We start from the raw sequence: 19,634 nt of genomic DNA, 5'->3' as shown, positions 1-19,634 counted from the left end.
ACAAGTTTCAACACTAACCTGCATCAAAACCAGAAAACCATCATGAATACCCGCTCTCAAAACACCACACCATTTCACGACAAACTCACCGGAATGCTCTTTGGCCTTGCTGCCGGAGATGCGCTGGGAACAACCCTTGAATTTACCGCGCGGGACAGCAATCCCCCGCTAACCGATATTGTTGGGGGCGGCCCTTTCGGGCTTCCGCCCGGTGCATGGACCGACGATACCTCGATGGCGCTATGCCTGGGGGAAAGCCTGATTGCATGTAAGGGCTTTGACCCGGCTGACCAAATGAGGCGCTATCTGCGCTGGCATAGTGAAGGTCACCTCAGCAGTACCGGGCGCTGTTTCGATATCGGCATCACCACCCTCCGGAGCCTGCAGAAATTTGAGGCGCTTAACGAGCCTTATGCTGGTTCAACCGATCCGTACAGTGCCGGAAACGGCAGCATCATGCGGCTTGCACCGGTTGTGATGTACTTCCACGGGCAGGGGGAGGAAGTCTGTCGCAGATACGCTGCCGAAAGCTCCCGCACGACACACGGCGCACCCGAGTGCCTCGATGGCTGTGAACTGATGGCATCCGCCTTGTGGCACCTTGCTTCCGGCAGCAGCAGGGAAAAGATGCTCGTTACGCTCGGCAAAATCAGCCTCAGATCAACAGGACGACTCACCGACTTGCAGCAGGGAGGATTCACGCAGAAAAGCAGGGCAGAAATTAAAGGCAGCGGGTATGTCGTCGATTCCCTCGAAGCTGCCCTTTGGTGTCTGTTTACCACGGATTCCTTCAAAGATGCCGTGCTGATGGCAGCCAATCTGGGCGATGATGCCGACACAACCGCGGCTGTATGCGGTCAGCTTGCCGGCGCTTTCTACGGCAAGAGCGCCATTCCGGGCTCCTGGCTCGCAAAACTTGCCCTTCCGCAAACCCTTGATAGCATTGCAACCGGCCTTGTACAGGGTGGCTCGGAAAGACCTGAGTAAGCCTGTGAGAGCGGGCCTCCTATCAACCTGCAACAGAAAACGGAGGAAATAATCAATGCAAGCAGACTGGAAACAGAGGTGGGCCCGCGAGGTCCGAAACAAAAACGCTTACTTTGAACGCATGCAAAACCCCGGAATAAACGAACAGATGGGCATCGTAAAAACAGCCCGCGGCTATGGATTTGACTATCACGAACTTGTGCGCTATTTGCCACCCGGGTTTTATGAGCCCGCTTTTGATACTGAGGCGCGGAAATTTTGCCTCAACCGAACCGCCTTCGGAAACAGCACAGAAGCGCAGACGCAGTACATTTCCCAAAACTACTTCGAAGTGGAAGCGTACGTAAAGCCGTTTGCTTACCTGAGAAAATCGGTTGATAAATTTCTGGCCTCAAAGGCATTCTACAACGAGAAAAAACTCGATTATAAAAGGTCTTTTCTGCTATGCGGAGATCCTGGAACCGGCAAAAGCAGATTCATTGCCCAAATGGCCGAGCGGGCCATTAAAGAGCAGGAAGCCGTTGTGATCAGGGTACACTCCCGGAACAGCTTCGAAGAACTTTTGAAGGGCGTGGATACGCTTGCATCTTTTCTGAGCGACCGGATGAAGATCATCATCATTGAAGAGCTTTATGAACTGATAAAAGACAAGTCGCTGGCTGAAGTTTTGAACCTGCTGGATTCACCCAAGCTGAAGGAAAATGTGCTGTTCATGATCACCACGAATCACCCGGATCGCATCCCCTACAATCTGATAGACCGGCCTTCCCGGATTGATGAAATCATCCCGGTGTATAAGGAAGATTTTCAGTCGGAATTCATCATAAAGTGGTTCGAGCATGTAATGGAACAGGACTTTCCGGAAAAAGAACTTAACTCTGGCTTCCTGAAAGATGTCAGCGGAAAACTAACCCTCGCCTACCTGCAGGAAGTCTTCCTCAAATCCTATATGGAAGACCTGAGTTTGAGTGAATCTTACCGGAAAATCAAAATCAGGCAGGAAATGATCAGCCGGCAGTTTGCCCGCAGCGGCGAGATCGGATTTTGAAGTATTGGAAACACCTGAAATAACTAAAATGATAAATACTAAACGGAGATAAAAATGAGCCTGTTTGATATAATCACAGAATTTTTTGAAGGATTGATCAAGTTTTTTTTAACACCCATCGGAATATTGGTCTTTATTATATTGCTTTTTACGGATGGGTGTGATTAGGTATTTGAAGGCCCTGAAAAAAGGTAATTCTCGTTTGGGAATGTGAACGGATGAGGAATAATAATGTGAAAGTAACCCTGAACCAAATATTCAGAGAAGTCAGGGAGAAAAAATTACCTAAGCTTGTTCGCCGGCCGAAATTTTCCCTTTGCGAGAGGGCTTCACCGGAAAAGCGACAAGTTTGGGATTGCTTTCATGACAGTGCTGCCGCTTGGCGGCGAAGTCCCCGGAATCAAGCACATTCTTACTATATGTGCGCCGGATGGCATCCTTGCAGAAGTGCATTTTCAGCAGATCCGGGACGCCCTCACCCGCGAAGCCGGCTATCAGCGCCGGATCTTCGACGGGCCCTGGGGCTTCGAAGGCTTCCAGGCATTTCTGGAAAAGCGCAAACCGGGGTGGATGGATTAGGGGGGGAGGCTTCCATCATTTCAAACTTTCACTTTTCATGGCCGACGTCCACACTCCCGAAACCCGTAGTTTTAACATGAGCCGCATCCGGTCGAAGGATACGAAGCCGGAGATGCGGCTGCGTTCGGGACTGCACCGGCGCGGACTCCGGTACCGGCTGCACAGTAAAAAACTGCCCGGTAAGCCGGATTTATCTTTCCGTAAATACCGGACCGCTGTATTTGTTAACGGTTGCTTTTGGCACGGTCATCAGGGCTGCCCCAAATTTGTGATGCCCAAAACGCGCACCGAATGGTGGGAAAACAAAATCAGCCGCACCCGTGAGCGTGACGCCGCCGCATACGCTAAACTCCGGGCTTCAGGCTGGAAAGTGATTGTCGTTTGGGAATGTGAGCTGAGGGGGGATGAGGGGGAACTAGCCCTGAACCGGGTATTTGCGGAAATTACCGACAATAACCCTGCTTAATCGGGCTCCCCGGTCAGTACCGGTACTTTACGGGATACGGCCATCAGCTCTGAAAGTGTGACCGTGAAAGGCAGCCCTTTCCTTAAGCCTTCTTTATAACCGGCAAGTTTACCATGCTCCCATACCAAACCCCTGAATTCCCCGGCTGAAGCCTTTTTGATTTTGATTACCAGATAATAGGGCTGCGACGGACCGGGATAGTCCATTTGGAGCAGCTTTTCTTTTGAAAAAACTTCCGGACCATCCGAAATGATCTCCCATAGTTCAGCCGTTTCATCCTTCCCCGCTCTGTGGATCAGCAAGTATTTTGCAGTTACCGTTTTGCTGTCAAGCACAAGAGAACCCTGACTGCCGTCTGTTCTGAAATTATAGCGTTTCTTCGCCCGAATCCAGTCAAACTGTTCCTGCCTGTTGCAGTAACCCACCAGCACCTGCGTTTCGTCGGGAATATGATCCCGGTTCACGCCGTAAGCTTCGGGGACAGAGCGGGCAACCGAGTGATTGACCTTTGGTTCTTCTCGGTGCACCTGCCACAGTTTTAGTGCCGCTTTTTCCCGCTGACTCGAACGGTTGATGAAGTGCCGGATGACCTCTTCAATAAACTGCCGAAGTTCCTGTATGCCGGTTTCATCCCGTGAAGGCTTCACGGGGAAAGCACCAAGTCCGGGGATGATTTCGTGAAAGCCCTGCCGCCTCACGGGAATGTCGCCGGGATAAAGCACATACGCGCCGCCCGTGCGCCGGATGGCATCCTTGTAGGCGTGCATTTTAAGCAGATCCGCATTTTTATAACGCCCCTCCCGCTCACGCTGCTTTTCAGAATCTATCATTTCCGGAGCAGCTTCAGCCCTTTCCCGAAGATAGTCGGCAAGGTTTTCTACCTTATACTTGGCGTCGAAGTGTATGTGAACAATCAGCTCTTCCTGTTCAGCAATCGCCTCACTAATTCCGGCAGGCCATACCGTCAGGCTGTAATCAGGCCGCATTGCGGTGGTCCAGCTGCCCGGACCAGGATAGCTTTTTTCGAACGATGTGCCGCTGTACGTGCGGTTATAGCTGAACCGAACCTGCAGTGCACGGCTTTCCGTCCTGAATACACCGTGAAGGATGGTTTCTTTGCCCTGCTTCAGGGTGAGATTCAGCTGCGAAGTGTCCGGCACTATCAGCTTTTCCAGTGCCTGCTGTTCGAGGCGGAACATCCCGCTAAAGAGATCGGTCAGCTGGAAAAACAGCCAGTATTCATACAGGGTCGCGATGTCTTTTTTTCCGGCCTGATACACATCATCACCGCCGCGCCAGACCAGTTTGGCCGCAAGGTCAAACATTAGCCATGCTCGGAGCACTGCCCTGTATCCCGTTTTCCGCTGCAGCACCGGGCTGTTGATGCGAAGCGTTGCCGGACGCGAGACCTCGCGGAACATGCTGTGCTGCAGCCATGATTCCAGCCTGTTCACCAAATCAGCCGATTCCGTATGCAGGGCTGAGCCCGGCTGCACAGATACGCTTTCATGAATACCTGCACAGAAAAAAGCAAAACTTTCGAGTGCATATTTTATGAAACGGTTCTCAGGCGTATCGACGGAGTCTGTTTTTATGCTGCTGTGTACGCGGGCAGGCATGCTCGGAATGCCCTGTTGTGCGAGGGGGTGCAAGGCGGAAAGCTGCTGACGGTTGCGGCCCTGCGTAATTTCCCGAATACCGGAAGCCGAAAACCGGCGAATTCTGCGCACATCCTGCTTCTCACTGATTTCACGCCAGCCTGTGACAGGTGCGGTAACAACCCGGTGTACCGCAGCCGCAAAATCATCTGACCCGATCACAGACCGTACAAACGCAAAGCGCTGATACAGGCTTTCATAGTCTGCTTCATAATCGACTTCAACCATCTGACGCACGGGCGAATCCGACTGCATAAGCAGGGCCGTGCAGCGGTCCGTGATATATTCGAGCATATTCCGGTAATCGTCACGGTAGCCGGTTTTAACGGACTGCACTTCCAGCTGAACGGCACCGCAGCTGACCTCCGGCTGAGACTTGCGGCAAACATCCAGCTGCAGCGTACCTACAAAAATATTCGGCTCAAGGGTACCCATGTGCGGTCTGCTCTTTCGGGCCTGCACTATACGACCGGCACGTACTTTCGGCTCACCGAAGCAAAAATCGTTGCTGCTGAATTCAAAATCATACGACTGCCCCTCAAGGAGCTGATGCCGCGCTTCATGAAATCCTTCAGCCACGGCATCAAGTTCAAACAGCGTACCTTTCCTGCGCTCTTCAATAATGAGCTTGAGTCCCTTTTCAACCGTATCCAGCGGGATTTTCAGAACCCCATCAGAAACGGGACGAGAAACAGGATCAGGCTTCTGCATAGCTTGCGTATCCGTTATCAATCGCGCCCTGATACATGCGGGTAATCTTTTCCAGCGAAAGCGGGTACTTCACGTTATCCGGATCGCTTGCGGTATAGGCGGTATTGCCCAAAACATCTCTGACGATATCTTCACGGACTTCCTTCAGGCACAGCCCGGCCAGGGTTTTCAGTACCGGCACAAGTTTTCGTCTTGAGCCGTGCAGTTTGGGAAGCAGTTTCTGCATCACCGCAATATCAAGCCTCTGATCTGCCGTAAGCGCTCCTTGAGGGTCAAGCGCTTCAAGGTTACGAATCAGCCGGACAATTTCTGAAGCTGACCGGTACCCGAATTCGGCACCGGTCTTACTGAGCTCTTCGAAAAAGAGCAGCAGGCTTTCACGAAGACCTTTATCAGGCATTGCGCCATGCGTTTTAGTGCGCGCCATTTCAAGAAAAGAAGCACCCGTACCGGCTCCTTTGCCTTCAAGGGCTTTCATATTTAAGGACTGCATTTCGTCGAGGAAACTGTGGATATCGGATTTACTGACCCTGAACTCAATGGTGCTGGCGCGGTCGAGCACTTTGGGACTGAACATATTGGTCGTTTCGTCAATGTTGACTGTACCAATGATAAACAGGTTATCCGGCAGTTTAAGCGAAGACGGCACTCCGTTCCAGGCTTCCGACCCGCTATGCAGCGCTATTTTTTCTCCGGACTCCATGGCACTCAGGAAATCAGCAAAATAACGCTCCACATGGCTGAGGTTCATTTCGTCAAGAATTAGGAAATACGGCAGATGACTGTTTTGATTTGCCCCGAGGATTAAATCCAGAACCCGGTTTTCCGGTTTCACATACTCCTGATCCTTTAGCGCGTTGGGGTAGCCCAAAAGCGGCTCCCGGTTCGTCCAGTCAGCACCTACCGGGACCAAACAGTACTGCTCTTCGCTCTCAGAAATCCACATCGCAAAAGCCTGTGCAAGCTTGGTTTTTCCGGAACCCGAAAGGCCTGTGAGGATTACGAAGGGTTTGGTAAGGAGAGAGGCGATGAAGCGGAGGATTGTTTGGTCTGAGAACAGAAGACCGCTCACTACCAGTTTACTATAAAAATGTTTAGTTAAGTCAGATTGGTTTGATAATCTTTCTTTGGTCTTCTCTTTTTGTAAGAATGCCATATACCTGTTTATTGCAGCAGAATAAAATCCCTTTTCACCGTAACTGGTTGGGCCAGATTGATGCAACCTGGAATCAGGATCTTTTTGTTGCGCTCTGGCCTCATCATACAAGACTTGGAGCATGTTTTCGTCAGTTACCTCAAAAATTGAACTTTTTCCTGCGAGCCCGCTATCCGCCATATAAGCCGAGAAAATTTCGAGCGCTCTCAGATATGAACTGGAAGCATTGGAAGGTTTGGGGTGGTTTCTTTCCAACCAGTTTTTAAATTCGTGTTCTAATTCAGTAGACATAAATGGTATTCAGCTAAAATCTTATTGTTCTAATTTTTTTTACTGATAAATAGCGAGCTATCATTTAGTTGTCAAGAAAATTGACAGCCAACAAACACACCTATAAGCTAATCGCACAAAATTCATTTTTATCAAATGAAGAACCTTGTTTCCTTAATTTTAACCTACTCAATCTATCGGTTTCAACAAATTTATTTCTATCACAACAGACCTATCAAAGAAGTATGGTGCTGATAATATTTAATTTAAGAGTCATTTTTTTAAAGTGATTAATTTAGGAACAAATAATGAACCTGTTTATATTAATAACCAATGAGCAATGTTTAACAACAAGGTTATGAAAGAATTTTATACACTAAGTGAAGCTGCTGATTACCTAGGCAAAAGTAAACAAACCCTTAGACGTTGGGATCGAGAAGGTCTATTAATCGCAAGCCGTGAACCCGTTTCTAATTACCGTATCTATAAAAAAGAAATGCTAAATCAATTTGTTGGGGATCTATTTGACCGAAGTGTACAGGACAATGAAACAAACTATGTTCCATCGAATAAACCTTACTCTGTTCTTGAGCTTTTCGCAGGCGCGGGGGGGCTTGCGATTGGCTTAGAAAAATCAGGTTTGAACTGTATAGCTCTTAACGAAATTGACAAATGGGCATGCGAAACACTTCGTATGAACAGACCGCATTGGAATATTTTAGAAGGGGATATAAAAGATTTTGATTTCTCGTCCTTTAAAGGTAAAACGGACATCGTTACCGGAGGTTTTCCATGTCAGGCTTTTAGCTATGCTGGTAAAAAACTTGGTCTTTCGGATGCCCGTGGAACTCTTTTCTATGAATTTGCAAGAGTTGTTGACGAAGTACAGCCCATTGTGTGTGTTGGTGAAAATGTAAGAGGGTTATTAAGCCATGACAACGGCAGAACTATACAAGGTATGATATCTATTTTAGATGAAATAGGGTATAATGTAGTACCAGTACAAATACTAAAAGCTATACATTATAGAGTTCCACAAAAACGTGAACGAGTTTTTCTTGTAGCAATCCGTAAAGATGTAGAAGTCGAATATAACTATCCAGCAAAATATAATCGCATCTATAATCTATCTGATGCGCTAAAGAAAGGCGAACTTTTTGATTCAGATGTTCCCGAATCTGATGGTGCAAAATACCCTAAATACAAAAAGAAGGTAATGGAGATGGTACCGCCTAAAGGTTATTGGAGAGACTTGCCAATTGACATTCAAAAAGAGTATATGGGAGGGAGTTACCACCTTGATGGAGGTAAAACGGGAATGGCAAGAAGGATTGGATGGGATGAGCCATGCCTCACATTAACTTGCAGTCCCGCTCAAAAACAAACTGAAAGATGCCATCCAGACGAAACCAGACCCTTTACAGTTCGGGAATACGCTAGAATTCAGACGTTTCCCGACGATTGGCAGTTTGCGGGTTCCATAGCTCAGCAGTACAAACAGATCGGTAACGCGGTACCTGTAAACCTTGGAGAAGAGATTGGTTATTCGTTAATTGACTTTTTAAACAGGTATAGCAGTATTATTAACGAAAGTCAAAAATCGATGACCGGCTAATTTCCTCAGCTAGTGTATTACAACCTTGGTTTATAAAATCGTGCGTATTTAAAGATTCAATCATTGCTTGCATTTCATCTTCCAGTTTACTGTAAATATTCTCATACCCAGTTATCCTACTCCAAAATTCATTACCAATATAAACCGGATAAACATCATTAATTTTACGATAGTGCTGACTGAGCTCGTTTGATGTACCATATAATACACCGACAATAAAATCTGAGTTTCTTATGCCACGCATCGCGTTGTTTGTTTTAGCAAGTCTAATTGTACCTTCAAATTTTGACAATATCGGTTTTACGTCTTCAGAGTTAATAGTGTTTGGCCCCGCTTTTAGCTGACACCATTTTTTTCGATTATCATGTCTATCTATAAACTCAATATCCATCCCCTTAATCATCGAACCCTGGGCGATCCCTAATTCAACAAACATATTTTGCACTTGAGTACCAAAAGAAGTATTTATTGAAGTTCCTAATACCCTTGGAAAATATAAAGCTTTCGCAACACCTATTGGGGTGTATTCATCCTCCAAAACTTTAGACAAATATTTTACTATTATTGGGTTTATTTTATATGACCGTAATTTAGTATGCTTTTCCAATGAGGCCTTAATGTGTGGCTGAAAAATACTTTGTTCAACAAAGTCTACAACCTTTTCAATAAGTTCGTCTTCGTTTGTCATATTATTATTTTTATATTTAAATAGATATTTGCTCTAATCTAGTCGGAAAATCAAACATACTTTATTTACAAGAAAGCTACAAGCCATTTTTTCTGACTACATCTTTAATCAATACACCTCCCATTTATCAGTTGATGAAATCCACACCCATTCGATTTACTATCACCGAAGACTTCTGGTCCCCCGCCTTCCCCTTTTTCCTCGTTGATGAAGGCGAAATTTACCTGGCCTTCGCCTCTGAGGCCGACGCCCTCCAATATCAGCAGCAATCCTACCTGAGCCACATGCTCGTTGCCGATTTGGCACTGGTTGAAAGTATGATGATGGAGCCTGAGCTGGATCGGTATTGGTGCGGGAAGATGCAGCGCTGTGTGCAGCCGGGGGTGGATTCGGCTTCAGCCGGTTCATGCGTGTAAGCCCCCCCCTATTTCTCGCATCTCTACTCATTTCCGGTGTGCTTCACGTTCGGGTCACATTCGGGTCATGTTCGGGTCATGGTCGGGTTGGGGTTGCGGGTTTGGGCGGGGGGTTGGCCTGTTTTCCAAAGCGTGCCCGAAGGTGAGGCGGCTTTGAGGTCAGCGGGGGGCGGGTGCCGGTCCCTTTTTGTTACGGGGTGCATCCGGCCCGGGAGTTCTGCGGGTGCGGGTGCAGGTGCAGAGGATTAGATGATGAGATGTTGGGGCGGGCAGGTAAACCGGTGACGGGCCCCGCAGAAAAAGTCCGCCAAAATGCGCGCGCCCTTATTTGTGCGGGTGTGCCACCGCTCCTGCCTTTCTTTGAAACCAAACCACCGGAATGAATCAGGAGGCGGCACCGTTAGCCCATCATGCTAAAAATTAACCGCTTATATGACATCCTCAGCAGCGCTTCCGTTAAACATAAAGCGGAACAGTGGACGGTTTATTTTTCTTTTTTCCTGTTTTTCGGGCACCTGATTCTGATTTTCCTGCGAAACAGTTTTCCTGATAACATCCTGCTCAGCGGCCTCAACCCCAATTATCTGGCTGCGCTGTACACGCCCTTCAGCATCATTTTGGTTTATGAGGTGTATCTGCTGATTCTGGCCCTGCCGCTTTCTTTTTCTGAGTCGATTCGCAAACAGTACGAAATCATTTCCCTTATTATCATCAGGCGGGTTTTTAAGGATATTTCCAATTTTGAGAGCTTTGATCAGATTGCGGAACAAAAGGAAGCTATTCTCCAGATTGCCACGGATCTCGGCAGCGGATTGCTGCTTTTTCTGCTGGTTGGGGTTTTCTATCATGTCAGTTTGAAACGTAAAGGGCTTGCAGCAATTTCGGATAAGGAAATCACCAAGTTCATTACGCTGAAAAAACAGGTATCTCTTTTTTTGGTCGTTGTGTTCACCAGTCTTACATTTTATGCTGCGTATGAATTTAGTACAGCGGCCTATCGCCTTATTTTTTATGAAGTGCCCTTCAGCCTTGATCTGAATGTTATATTTTTTGTCGAATTCTACACCGTCATGATTTTTGCTGATGTGTTTATTTTCATTGCTTCTTTTATGTTCAGCCAAACCTATGCGCGCTTATTCAGGAATGCCGGTTTTGTATCTTCGACCGTAATTTTGCGCATTTCTTTGTCGGCCGATCCCATTTACGGGGGCTGGATTGCAGCCGTAGCCCTGCTCACCGGAATCCTGTCGCAGCTGATTTATGTGTATCTGAGCAAGCTCGAGCAGAAGCAGACAGACGGCTGATATGCAGCTCCCCTGCCCTTCTGAACCCCATCTTTCCACCTCCTAATATTTCCCCTCATGAAACCTGATTTCTTTTTCCGCTTTTCTTTCCGGCCGGTTTTGATTTTCCTCCTGCTTTTTGTGGTTTTGGCCGGTTGCCGCATGCCCGAGGGACCCGTGCGGCTTTCGGGGGATGTGCCCGAGGCCTTAGGCTGGCAGGCCGTAACCGTGCTCGAAGGGCTGGAGCACCCCTGGGCGGTGGCGTGGATCAGCGAGGATGAGCTGCTGATTACCGAGCGTCCGGGGCGGCTTCGGATTGTGCGCGATGGCGTGCTGTTGCCGGATCCGGTTGCCGGCGTGCCGCCCGTGTTTGCTGATGGTCAGGGCGGACTGCTTGACCTTACGCTGCATCCGGATTTTGAGGAAAACCGGCTGGTGTACCTCACCTACGCTGCGGGCGACCGCGATGCCAACCGTACGACGGTCGCGCGGGGCGTTTTTGACGGCAGCAGCCTCACCGCGGTTGAAGTCATCTTCGAGACCAATGTCGCCAAAACCGGGAATCAGCATTTTGGCTCGCGCATGGCCTGGCTGCCCGGCAATGAGCTGCTCGTGAGCATTGCTGATGGCGGCAACTACATCCGCTTCGACGGCGGCTGGATACGGGAGCAGGCACAGAACCGGAGGAATCACCTCGGTACGGTGGTGAGGCTGACCGATGCGGGCCGCGCCGCGCAGGGCGCGCCGTTTACGGAGGCTGAAGCCGGGGAGGACGTCCTGCCCGAAATCTGGACCTGGGGACACCGCAATATTCAGGGGCTGGCGTACGATCCGGTGAGCGGTCGCGTGTGGGCGAATGAACACGGCGCGCGCGGGGGCGATGAGCTGAATCTCCTCACCGAAGGCAGCAATTTCGGATGGCCGCTGGTGACTTACAGCCGCGAGTATCATTTCACCCGCATCAGCCGGAAAACGAAGAAGCCGGGCAAGGTTGATCCGCTGGTGGTCTGGACCCCCGCGCAGGCGCCGAGCGGGCTTGCGGTGTATCACGGGGAGGTGTTCCCCGAATGGCAGGGCAACCTGTTCAGCGGCGGTCTCGTGAGCGGGGAAATCCGCCGGATTATGCTGGAAGGGGAAACCGTTGTCGGAGAAGAAAAGCTCACGATTGGTGATCGCGTCCGTGATGTACGGGTTGGTCCGGACGGACATTTGTATGTGCTCACCGATGAAAGCAACGGGCGGCTGATCCGGATTGAGCGGGGGTAAAGGTCAGCGGCTGAGGCGGGCAGAGCACGTCGTAGAGACGCAATGCATTGCGTCTCTACGCCAGATTTGTCTCGGGTTTGTTTCGGGCTGTACGCCCGGCCCCGCATGCGCGCCTTCGGCGCGCGCGGGGGAATGGTGGGGCAACGCATTTTCTATAAACATACAACCCCTTCAGGGTTGATCCGGTGCCGGACCAGGTTGGGATCTCGGAACATTCATTTTTGAATGGACGGGCATTGTGGGCATTTTTTTATTGCATGGCTGTTGCGGTTAAAGAAACAATGGTGGGAATCATTGAGCAACCGATAGATTTTGTCCGCATGAATTGAGGAGCTTTTCACAAACCTAAAATCATCCTGTTCATCCTGTAATCCTATAAATCCTGTTCAAAAAAAGGAGCGGACGTGATTGGGGATTCAGATATTGAAAATTGAGGTCGTGTCCCGGCACGGTAGAGACGCAATGCACTGCGTCTCTACGCCACGGCTGTTGCGGGTTTGTTACGGGCTGTACGCCCGGCCCCGCATGCGCGCCTTCGGCGCGCGCGGGGGAATGGTGGGAGGCGGTGCGGTTTCTATAAACATGCAACCCCTTCAGGGTTGATCCGGTGCCGGACCAGGTTGGGATCTCGGAACATTCATTTTTGAATGGACGGGCATTGTGGGCATTTTTTCGTTCAATGCCTGGTTGCGATTAAAGAAACAATGGTGGGAATCATTGAACAACCGAAAGATTTTGTCCGCATTAAAGAGGAGAGCCTTCTGACGTCCCAAAATCATCCTGTCCATCCTGTAAATCATAAAAATCCTGTTCAAAACAGGGACGGACGGGATTTGGGGTCGTGTGCCTGCACGGTAGAGACGCAATGCATTGCGTCTCTACGCCGCGGCTGTTGCGGGTTTGTTTCGGGCTGTACAGCCCGGCCCCGCGGCCCCGCGGGCGCGCCTTCGGCGTGCGCGGAAAATGGTGGGGGGCGTTGCATTTTTCTATAAACATGCAACCCCTTCAGGGTTGATCCGGTGTCGGACCAGGTTGGGATCTCGGAACATTCATTTTTGAATGGACGGGCATTGTGGGCATTTTTTCGTTCAATGCCTGGTTGCGATTAAAGAAACAATGGTGGGAATCATTGAACAACCGAAAGATTTTGTCCGCATTAAAGAGGAGAGCCTTCTGACGTCCCAAAATCATCCTGTCCATCCTGTAAATCATAAAAATCCTGTTCAAAACAGGGACGGACGGGATTTGGGGTCGTGTGCCTGCACGGTAGAGACGCAATGCATTGCGTCTCTACGCCGCGGCTGTTGCGGGTTTGTTTCGGGCTGTACAGCCCGGCCCCGCGGCCCCGCGGGCGCGCCTTCGGCGTGCGCGGAAAATGGTGGGGGGCGTTGCATTTTTCTATAAACATGCAACCCCTTCAGGGTTGATCCGGTGCCGGACCAGGTTGGGATCTCGGTACATTCATTTTTTGGATGGACGGGCGTAGTGCGCATTTTTTTATTGCATGGCTGTTGCGGTTAAAGAAACAATGGTGGGAATCATTGAGCAACCGATAGATTTTGTCCGCATGAATTGAGGAGCTTTTCACAAACCTAAAATCATCCTGTTCATCCTGTAATCCTATAAATCCTGTTCAAAAAAAGGAGCGGACGTGATTGGGGATTCAGATATTGAAAATTGAGGTCGTGTCCCGGCACGGTAGAGACGCAATGCACTGCGTCTCTACGCCACGGCTGTTGCGGGTTTGTTACGGGCTGTACGCCCGGCCCCGCATGCGCGCCTTCGGCGCGCGCGGGGGAATGGTGGGGGCAACGCATTTTTCTATAAACATGCAACCCCTTCAGGGTTGATTCGGTGTCGGACCAGGTTGGGATCTCGGTACATTCATTTTTGGATGGACGGGCGTAGTGCGCAATTCCTCATTTTACTTCTGGTCAGGGTTCAATAATCAATGGCGCGAATCCATGAATAACCGAATGGTTTTGTCCGCATTAAAGAAGAGAGCCTTCCACGGTCCCACAATCATCCTGTTCATCCTGCAATCCTAAAAATCCTGTTCAAAAACGAGGGCGGGCTGATTGCCCCCAAAAATGGGATTTAGCCCGTCATCCGTAGCTGTTTTGACAGAAAAATTTGCGATTCTACCGCCATAACAAAAAAGCAAGGCGCACAACACCGATTTGGGGTGCCCTGAGCTTTCACCGCAGCCAGTGATGTTCACGGCGTTTTCCCCAAAAAAACAGAACCGGTACAGGTAGTGCGCCTGAACTTCGGGGCAGGAGGTGTGGTACCGCCTCTTTAAATGTAAACAGGCTTTCAGCGCGGGCTTTGGTTCCGGCACTAAAAGCCTGTTATTTTTGCTTATTCGTTGATTCTGACGTCCTGAATTTTAATGGCGAAGGAGGTGTCGCCTCCCTCCATCATTTGCTCGAACTGTTCGAGCTGCGGGCCCATTTGGGAGAGAATCATATTGCGCTGTGCTTCGGGCATGTTTTCAAGCTCTGCCATCATTTCTTCCAATTCCCGGCGGGTTTCCGCAAGCTCGGAATCGTCCATAAGGGCACCAAGGCCTTTCATAGTAACCTCAACCTGACCGGGCAGGGGCAGACCGCTGTGCCGCTCGTAGTCAGACAGGGTAAAGATGACCTCCATTTGTGCACCCTGATCGTTTTCAAGTGTGCTTTCAACATGATAGAGAAGGTAATCAGCGGCGCCTATCCACAGCTTCATGCTAACGAAGCTGAAGTCTTCGAAATCGTCTTCATCATCTGCCTCAGGCAAGGGGTCGCCGAAGGATTCAATTACATCGGGATCATCCACAAAAAGGGTAATCATCCGCTGCCCGTCGCGGCGCTCGGTCCCGATGCGGGAGGCACCGTTCACAAGTGCAGCAAGGTCATCGGCACTGAGGTTGAGCAGGCCGACCATACTGATATCGTCGCCTTCCTCTTCCCCGACAAGACGCGTGTGTCCGGCTTCCGTGATTTTGCGATAGTGCTCGCGCTCCTGCATGGTAAAACCGAAGCCTTCCATCGCATTAACAAGCGACACGGTTTCAACACCGGAAAGGTAGCCGGCATTGGTCCGCTTGATGTCGTTGAGGAGCTGCGTGGCAGAGGGCTGTGCGCTGAGGAGTACGGGCATGAAAAGTATGGCAAGCATCAGGCTGAACAGCCTGGCTGAAAAAGATATTTTTTTCATGGTTTTTGGGTTTTTGAAGGAATAGTTTGGGGAAGCAAACCGCAGGTGTCACGTTCATGATGCATTTTAGGTAAACTATTGGTTTACGCAGGCTTTTCCAAAAGACGGATGTCCAAGTCCTGACGGGATATCGCTGTGAGAAGTTAAAAGGGCGAAAACTGTACTGCAAACGGGTTACTTCTTGGAACTTGCAAATTAATAACCCTTATATTATTATATAGCTATCAGGTTATTAAGGTTTTTGCCGGAAAATTCCTGAGGTCGTGCTGCAGTGCGTTTATGACAGTCCGTACATCGCATGCAGTTAATCATAGATTTTTAACAGCTGTATTATGATGGATGAACGCAATTCGCCCGACGGGCAACAGGAAAACGAAAGCGGTGGTATCAGCCGCCGCGATGCGCTTAAGTATATTGGTTTCGGCGGTGGCGCGCTGCTCGTTGGGGGCGGTGCCGGCGTTGTAGGTTACCGGAAGAGTCTGGAGGTCAACCGGCGCGAGTCAAAAGCGCTGCGTAAACTGAAAATTGTGGTTGCCGGAGGTAGTATCGCGGGACTCACGGTTGCTGCGCGCCTGCTTCGGGCGGTGCCGGATATGGAAATCACCGTCATTGAACCCAGATCGGAGCATCACTATCAGCCCGGCTACACGCTTGTGGCCGCTGGGGTCTACCGGCCCGACGAAGTGATTTATGATCAGGCTTCCCTTATGATGCCCAACATGAAGTGGGTGAAGGACTATGTGAAGGCTTTCGAGCCGGATGAGAACCGCGTGATTACCGAAAAAGGCGAGGTCATTTCTTATGATTATCTCGTCGTTGCCATGGGCGTGCAGACCAACCTTGACTCAGTTGAAGGCCTGCGCGACGCCCTGCAGACCGATCATGCCGCCAATATTTATGATGTGCAATCGGGCATCAAGTTTAAGGCGCTCGCCGATCGTTTTGAGCGCGGCAAATTTGTAACAACCTATCCCAGCGGCTACGTGAAGTGCGGAGGTGCGCCTCAGAAAATCACCTGGCTCACAGAGGATATGTTCCGCCGCAAGGGCCGGCGGGAAGAAATTGACGTTCATTTTTACTCGCCTCAGGCTTCCCTCTTCCCTGTTGTGCCCAAGATTGATAAAATCATCATGCCGATGATGGAAGACCGGGGTATGCACAACCATTATCATACCGAGCTGAAGGCGATCAGCACAGCCGACCGCGTGGCGTATTTTGAGAAACGTCTGCCGGATGGCAACACCCGTGAGGTGCGTCAGCCCTATGATTTACTGCATCCCATGCCGCGGTTTCAGACCCCGAAGCCCCTGCGGGAAGGGCCACTCACCGCGGAGGGTATTGGCGGTCAGGTGGAAGTCGACCGGGAAACCCTGCAGCACAAACGCTTCCCGAACGTTTTCGCGGTGGGCGATTGTGCCGCGACCGGAGCGCCGAAAACGGCAGCGACTATCCGCAAACAGGCACCTGCGGTTGCCGGCAATATTGTGGATGTCGCCATGGGCCGCTCCCTCAGCAATCTGTACGACGGCACCTCAGGCTGTCCGCTGCTCACCCGTCACGGACGCTGCATGATGTTCGAGTTCGACTTCAACGGCGAACTGGTCAACGAGTGGATTTATCAATCAACCCGGGAAACCCGTCTCTGGTGGAATTTCAAGGTGCACATTCTCAAACAGCTCTACCGCAATGTGATGATTAACGGCTATGTGTAGGGATGCTGACCTTTGATGTGCTTTGCTGATTCCCGAATACGATTTACGCCGTTGTTGAAATGAAGCGTTTTGGGATGTTTATTTCCAAATAACTCCGGCAGGCGCTAAATCTTTGTAGACAAAAGATTCCCCCCCCAATTAAAGCACCGCAGGTGCATGTTTGGATCGTAAAAAAGGCAGCTCCGGTTTTCGGGTCTGCCTTCTCTTTATGCAGAAAGTGTAACTCCTGAGCAAGCCGGAAAACGTAGGTTTGTCCAGCTTATGAGCTTGCTTCAAATACGAAAACTGAGTCCCGCTTTGAGGTAGTTGATCCAGGCGAAGCTGTACACTTCATCATTATCCGCGCCGCCATCAAGAAAGCGGTAGCCGGCGAAAACGCTGAAGGCATCACTGAGGCGGTAATCTGCGTGCAGGCTTACGTCGAAGGCACGTCCCTGCGGTGCGATCAGCCCTTCGGCATCGAGCACGGCCGTGAAGCGGTCCGTCAGGAAAGCGGAGGTGCGAAAGTGCAGGAGCGGCACAAAGCCGAGGTCGGTATTCCGCTCGTTCAGTTCTCCCTGCGTGAGTTCAATTTTCGCATCACGGATCAGCACCGCCGCCCCTGCACCGATTTCCCAGCGGTCGTTGCGGAAAAAGTCGTAGCGGTAGGTTGCGCGGTAGGTGTTGAATCTGAAGGTGCCTTCGGTTGGCAGGCTGGGCGCAAATTCGGAATCTTCAAAGCGTACGAGCTCCGAAAGCTGTCCGGTGCCGGTTTTGGCAAGGGGAGCAAACAACAGCCGGACATTGTGCCGATCGCCGAAGCCCAGTTTCAGGTTGAGCCGGATGAAGGGCTCCGGACTTGTTCCGGTGAGGTCGCGGAGGTCGAATTTGGTCCCGGTATCTCCGGGAATACGGGCGTCGTTGCGGGAAAACCAGAATCCGCCGGTTTCGATATCGAGGCCGATCTGCAGCCCGGTCAGTGATTCCTGCTGTACGCCGATTCCTTCCGGAATGACCGGATCGTCCGGGCTCTGTCCGTAAACAGTATGGGTGCCTGCCATTAACAGCATGACCAATAAGAGTACCTGCAGCTTCAGCCATCGTTTCTTGCTATGCTTCTTCCTGTTGGCTGTGCGTGCTTTGGGGGAATGTGTGCTGCGTATATTCATAAGTCGTCTCTCTGTGATGGGTTGAATAGTTTGCTTCTTTCTTATTTTACTTTGGCGTATGGGAAGCTTTTTTGAGTTTAGCCGTCAAGTTAATGCTGCCCTTATGGTTATAGATGAGATAACATTGCAGGGCAGGGCTGAATTCCATTTTATGGTGAATCCTGCAGCAACCGGCTTTGTTCTTCCCCGCATGAAAACATCTGACATTCTGATTCTTGGTGCCGGTCTTTCCGGCCTGCTCACGGCCCATCTGCTGCGGCAGCAACGGCCTGATTTGCGACTGCGAATTCTTGAAGCACGGCCTGAACCCGGCGGGCGTATCCGCACGCTGCGTCCGGAAGCTGCGGCACCACTCGAGATGGGTGCAACCTGGCTCTCACCCGATCACCGGCGTCTGCAAAAACTGCTGACGCGCCTCGGCATTGAGACCATTCCGCAGCGCATGGGCAGCGAAGCGGTTTATGAATTTTCACCCGCGCAGCCCCCGCAACGGGTTCAGCTGCCATCCGGCGAGCCGCAAAGCTTTCGGATTAAGGGGGGCACAGACCGGATTATAACGGCTTTGATTTCCTCCCTTGGTGAGGGCGAACTTGTATGCAATGCGCCGCCTCTTGCTGTGCGGGCGGTACGTGATGAACAGGAAGGTTCCACGGAGGCTGCTTCCGCCAATTCCGGTGCAACTACAAAAATGCTGGTTGAAACCCCGGATGAAGGTTATGCTGCTTCGGTGATTATCAGCACCCTTCCGCCGCGTCTGCTTACGCACAGCATTATTTTTGATCCCCCTCTGCCGGGTACCCTGCACCGCATTGCTTCCCAAACCCACACCTGGATGTCTGAATCAATCAAAGCGGGATTTTCCAGCACGCATCCGCGGTTGTTCCGGCAGGAGGATGGGGCAGTCACCACCCTGTTCAGTAATGCAGGCCCGTTTACCGAACTTTATGATCATTCCTCAGAGCGGGATCATGCCCTCATCGGTTTTCTGCACCCGGGTCTTTCGGAGCTTACGCCTGAAGACCGTGAAGCCGCCGCGACCAAACAGCTCAACCGGCTGCTCGGCACGCAAGCGGGTGATCATGGCACCTACTATGAGTGCAACTGGAAACAGGAAGCCTTCACACACAGTCCGCATTCCGGCTTTATCCCGCCGCATCAGCACAACGGACATCCGGTATTTCGTCAGCCGCTGCTGGGCGGGCGGCTTATCCTATCGGGCACGGAAACGGCTTCCGTGCATCCCGGCTACATGGAGGGCGCGGTCGCAAGCGCGGAACATGCCGCCGAAGCTGCCGCAGCCTGGTTTTCTTCACATGGGTGATGAGGTCTGATGGGTACAGATTCCTATCAGGTTTTGGCGTGCTGATTCAAATTTCGGAACGTGTACGCTTTCTTCTATCGGCGCTGATTTTTTTTATGATACCACGTCT

The 19,634-nt window shown here is 50.7% G+C and carries 15 protein-coding genes; 10 read left to right on the top strand and 5 right to left on the bottom strand.

The features are described 5' to 3' along the window. Positions 1–39 precede the first annotated feature (39 nt). The 4 genes from CYPRO_RS04225 to CYPRO_RS04210 all read left to right on the top strand — a co-directional run bounded on the left by CYPRO_RS04225 (position 40) and on the right by CYPRO_RS04210 (position 3,080). A complete protein-coding gene (locus CYPRO_RS04225; protein WP_408625755.1) occupies positions 40–987 on the top strand; it encodes an ADP-ribosylglycohydrolase family protein in 948 nt (315 codons plus the stop codon). A 121-nt stretch (positions 988–1,108) separates the two neighbouring features. Further along, complete coding sequence (locus CYPRO_RS04220; RefSeq protein ID WP_164682524.1) at positions 1,109–2,035, top strand: AAA family ATPase; 927 nt, start codon at positions 1,109–1,111, stop codon at positions 2,033–2,035. Between the two features lie 363 nt (positions 2,036–2,398). Next, positions 2,399–2,614 carry a hypothetical protein gene (locus tag CYPRO_RS04215; RefSeq protein WP_124245514.1) on the top strand — a complete coding sequence of 72 codons (216 nt, stop codon included), beginning with the start codon at positions 2,399–2,401 and terminating at the stop codon, positions 2,612–2,614. Between the two features lie 37 nt (positions 2,615–2,651). Beyond that, entirely contained in the window at positions 2,652–3,080 is a 429-nt protein-coding gene (locus CYPRO_RS04210) for a very short patch repair endonuclease (protein WP_114983429.1), read from the top strand. On the opposite strand, the gene CYPRO_RS04205 is transcribed toward CYPRO_RS04210, so the two are convergent. Together CYPRO_RS04205 and CYPRO_RS04200 are read right to left on the bottom strand one after the other, a co-directional pair. Next, a complete protein-coding gene (locus CYPRO_RS04205) occupies positions 3,077–5,449 on the bottom strand; it encodes a DUF2357 domain-containing protein (RefSeq protein WP_114983428.1) in 2,373 nt (790 codons plus the stop codon). The two genes, CYPRO_RS04210 and CYPRO_RS04205, sit on opposite strands and share 4 nt — an antisense overlap. After that, positions 5,436–6,521, bottom strand: coding sequence for an McrB family protein (locus CYPRO_RS04200; protein WP_114983427.1), 1,086 nt, complete (start codon positions 6,519–6,521; stop codon positions 5,436–5,438). Before CYPRO_RS04200 ends, CYPRO_RS04205 begins: the two co-directional genes overlap by 14 nt. Before the next feature lie 712 nt (positions 6,522–7,233). Here CYPRO_RS04200 and dcm point away from each other — a divergent pair. Continuing rightward, on the top strand, positions 7,234–8,490 hold the full coding sequence (gene dcm / locus CYPRO_RS04195) for a DNA (cytosine-5-)-methyltransferase (RefSeq protein ID WP_114985690.1): 1,257 nt from the start codon (positions 7,234–7,236) through the stop codon (positions 8,488–8,490). Here dcm and CYPRO_RS04190 read toward each other — a convergent pair. Then, entirely contained in the window at positions 8,459–9,178 is a 720-nt protein-coding gene (locus CYPRO_RS04190) for a PmeII family type II restriction endonuclease (protein ID WP_114983426.1), read from the bottom strand. The genes dcm and CYPRO_RS04190 overlap by 32 nt on opposite strands. Before the next feature lie 134 nt (positions 9,179–9,312). Between CYPRO_RS04190 and CYPRO_RS04185 the strand changes: the two genes are divergently transcribed. From CYPRO_RS04185 to CYPRO_RS04175, 3 genes are all read left to right on the top strand, one after another. Next, positions 9,313–9,594: a hypothetical protein gene (locus CYPRO_RS04185; protein WP_114983425.1), complete on the top strand. Its 282-nt coding sequence runs from the start codon at positions 9,313–9,315 to the stop codon at positions 9,592–9,594. A gap of 410 nt (positions 9,595–10,004) precedes the next feature. Next, positions 10,005–10,898, top strand: a complete 894-nt coding sequence (locus tag CYPRO_RS04180; RefSeq protein ID WP_114983424.1) for a hypothetical protein — start codon at positions 10,005–10,007, stop codon at positions 10,896–10,898. 57 nt (positions 10,899–10,955) lie between these two features. Beyond that, positions 10,956–12,143: a PQQ-dependent sugar dehydrogenase gene (locus CYPRO_RS04175; RefSeq protein WP_114983423.1), complete on the top strand. Its 1,188-nt coding sequence runs from the start codon at positions 10,956–10,958 to the stop codon at positions 12,141–12,143. A 2,361-nt stretch (positions 12,144–14,504) separates the two neighbouring features. Here the strand turns inward: CYPRO_RS04175 and CYPRO_RS04165 are convergent. Then, on the bottom strand, positions 14,505–15,344 hold the full coding sequence (locus CYPRO_RS04165; protein ID WP_114983421.1) for a hypothetical protein: 840 nt from the start codon (positions 15,342–15,344) through the stop codon (positions 14,505–14,507). Positions 15,345–15,676: 332 nt separating this feature from the next. On the opposite strand from CYPRO_RS04165, the gene CYPRO_RS04160 reads away from it, so the two are divergent. Then, positions 15,677–17,056, top strand: a complete 1,380-nt coding sequence (locus CYPRO_RS04160; RefSeq protein ID WP_114983420.1) for an NAD(P)/FAD-dependent oxidoreductase — start codon at positions 15,677–15,679, stop codon at positions 17,054–17,056. 272 nt (positions 17,057–17,328) lie between these two features. Here the strand turns inward: CYPRO_RS04160 and CYPRO_RS04155 are convergent, their stop codons facing one another. Then, a complete protein-coding gene (locus CYPRO_RS04155) occupies positions 17,329–18,204 on the bottom strand; it encodes a hypothetical protein (RefSeq protein WP_114983419.1) in 876 nt (291 codons plus the stop codon). Positions 18,205–18,394: 190 nt separating this feature from the next. On the opposite strand from CYPRO_RS04155, the gene CYPRO_RS04150 reads away from it, so the two are divergent. Continuing rightward, positions 18,395–19,525: a flavin monoamine oxidase family protein gene (locus CYPRO_RS04150; RefSeq protein ID WP_164682522.1), complete on the top strand. Its 1,131-nt coding sequence runs from the start codon at positions 18,395–18,397 to the stop codon at positions 19,523–19,525. Positions 19,526–19,634: the final 109 nt, after the last annotated feature.

The sequence above is a fragment of the Cyclonatronum proteinivorum genome, from assembly GCF_003353065.1.
GTDB lineage: Bacteria > Bacteroidota > Rhodothermia > Balneolales > Cyclonatronaceae > Cyclonatronum > Cyclonatronum proteinivorum.
The sequence above is the reverse complement of the archived record's forward strand: the minus strand, read 5'-3'. Positions and strand labels throughout refer to the sequence as shown.

What these genes read in the sequence shown, in the direction of transcription:
- CYPRO_RS04220 (WP_164682524.1), top strand. Translation starts at nt 1,109, where the DNA reads ATGCAAAACCCCGGAATAAACGAACAGATGGGCATCGTAAAAACAGCC.
- CYPRO_RS04215 (WP_124245514.1), top strand. Translation starts at nt 2,399, where the DNA reads ATGACAGTGCTGCCGCTTGGCGGCGAAGTCCCCGGAATCAAGCACATT.
- CYPRO_RS04210 (WP_114983429.1), top strand. Translation starts at nt 2,652, where the DNA reads ATGGCCGACGTCCACACTCCCGAAACCCGTAGTTTTAACATGAGCCGC.
- CYPRO_RS04205 (WP_114983428.1), bottom strand. Translation starts at nt 5,449, where the DNA reads ATGCAGAAGCCTGATCCTGTTTCTCGTCCCGTTTCTGATGGGGTTCTG.
- dcm (WP_114985690.1), top strand. Translation starts at nt 7,234, where the DNA reads ATGAAAGAATTTTATACACTAAGTGAAGCTGCTGATTACCTAGGCAAA.
- CYPRO_RS04190 (WP_114983426.1), bottom strand. Translation starts at nt 9,178, where the DNA reads ATGACAAACGAAGACGAACTTATTGAAAAGGTTGTAGACTTTGTTGAA.
- CYPRO_RS04185 (WP_114983425.1), top strand. Translation starts at nt 9,313, where the DNA reads ATGAAATCCACACCCATTCGATTTACTATCACCGAAGACTTCTGGTCC.
- CYPRO_RS04180 (WP_114983424.1), top strand. Translation starts at nt 10,005, where the DNA reads ATGCTAAAAATTAACCGCTTATATGACATCCTCAGCAGCGCTTCCGTT.
- CYPRO_RS04175 (WP_114983423.1), top strand. Translation starts at nt 10,956, where the DNA reads ATGAAACCTGATTTCTTTTTCCGCTTTTCTTTCCGGCCGGTTTTGATT.
- CYPRO_RS04165 (WP_114983421.1), bottom strand. Translation starts at nt 15,344, where the DNA reads ATGAAAAAAATATCTTTTTCAGCCAGGCTGTTCAGCCTGATGCTTGCC.
- CYPRO_RS04160 (WP_114983420.1), top strand. Translation starts at nt 15,677, where the DNA reads ATGATGGATGAACGCAATTCGCCCGACGGGCAACAGGAAAACGAAAGC.
- CYPRO_RS04155 (WP_114983419.1), bottom strand. Translation starts at nt 18,204, where the DNA reads ATGAATATACGCAGCACACATTCCCCCAAAGCACGCACAGCCAACAGG.
- CYPRO_RS04150 (WP_164682522.1), top strand. Translation starts at nt 18,395, where the DNA reads ATGAAAACATCTGACATTCTGATTCTTGGTGCCGGTCTTTCCGGCCTG.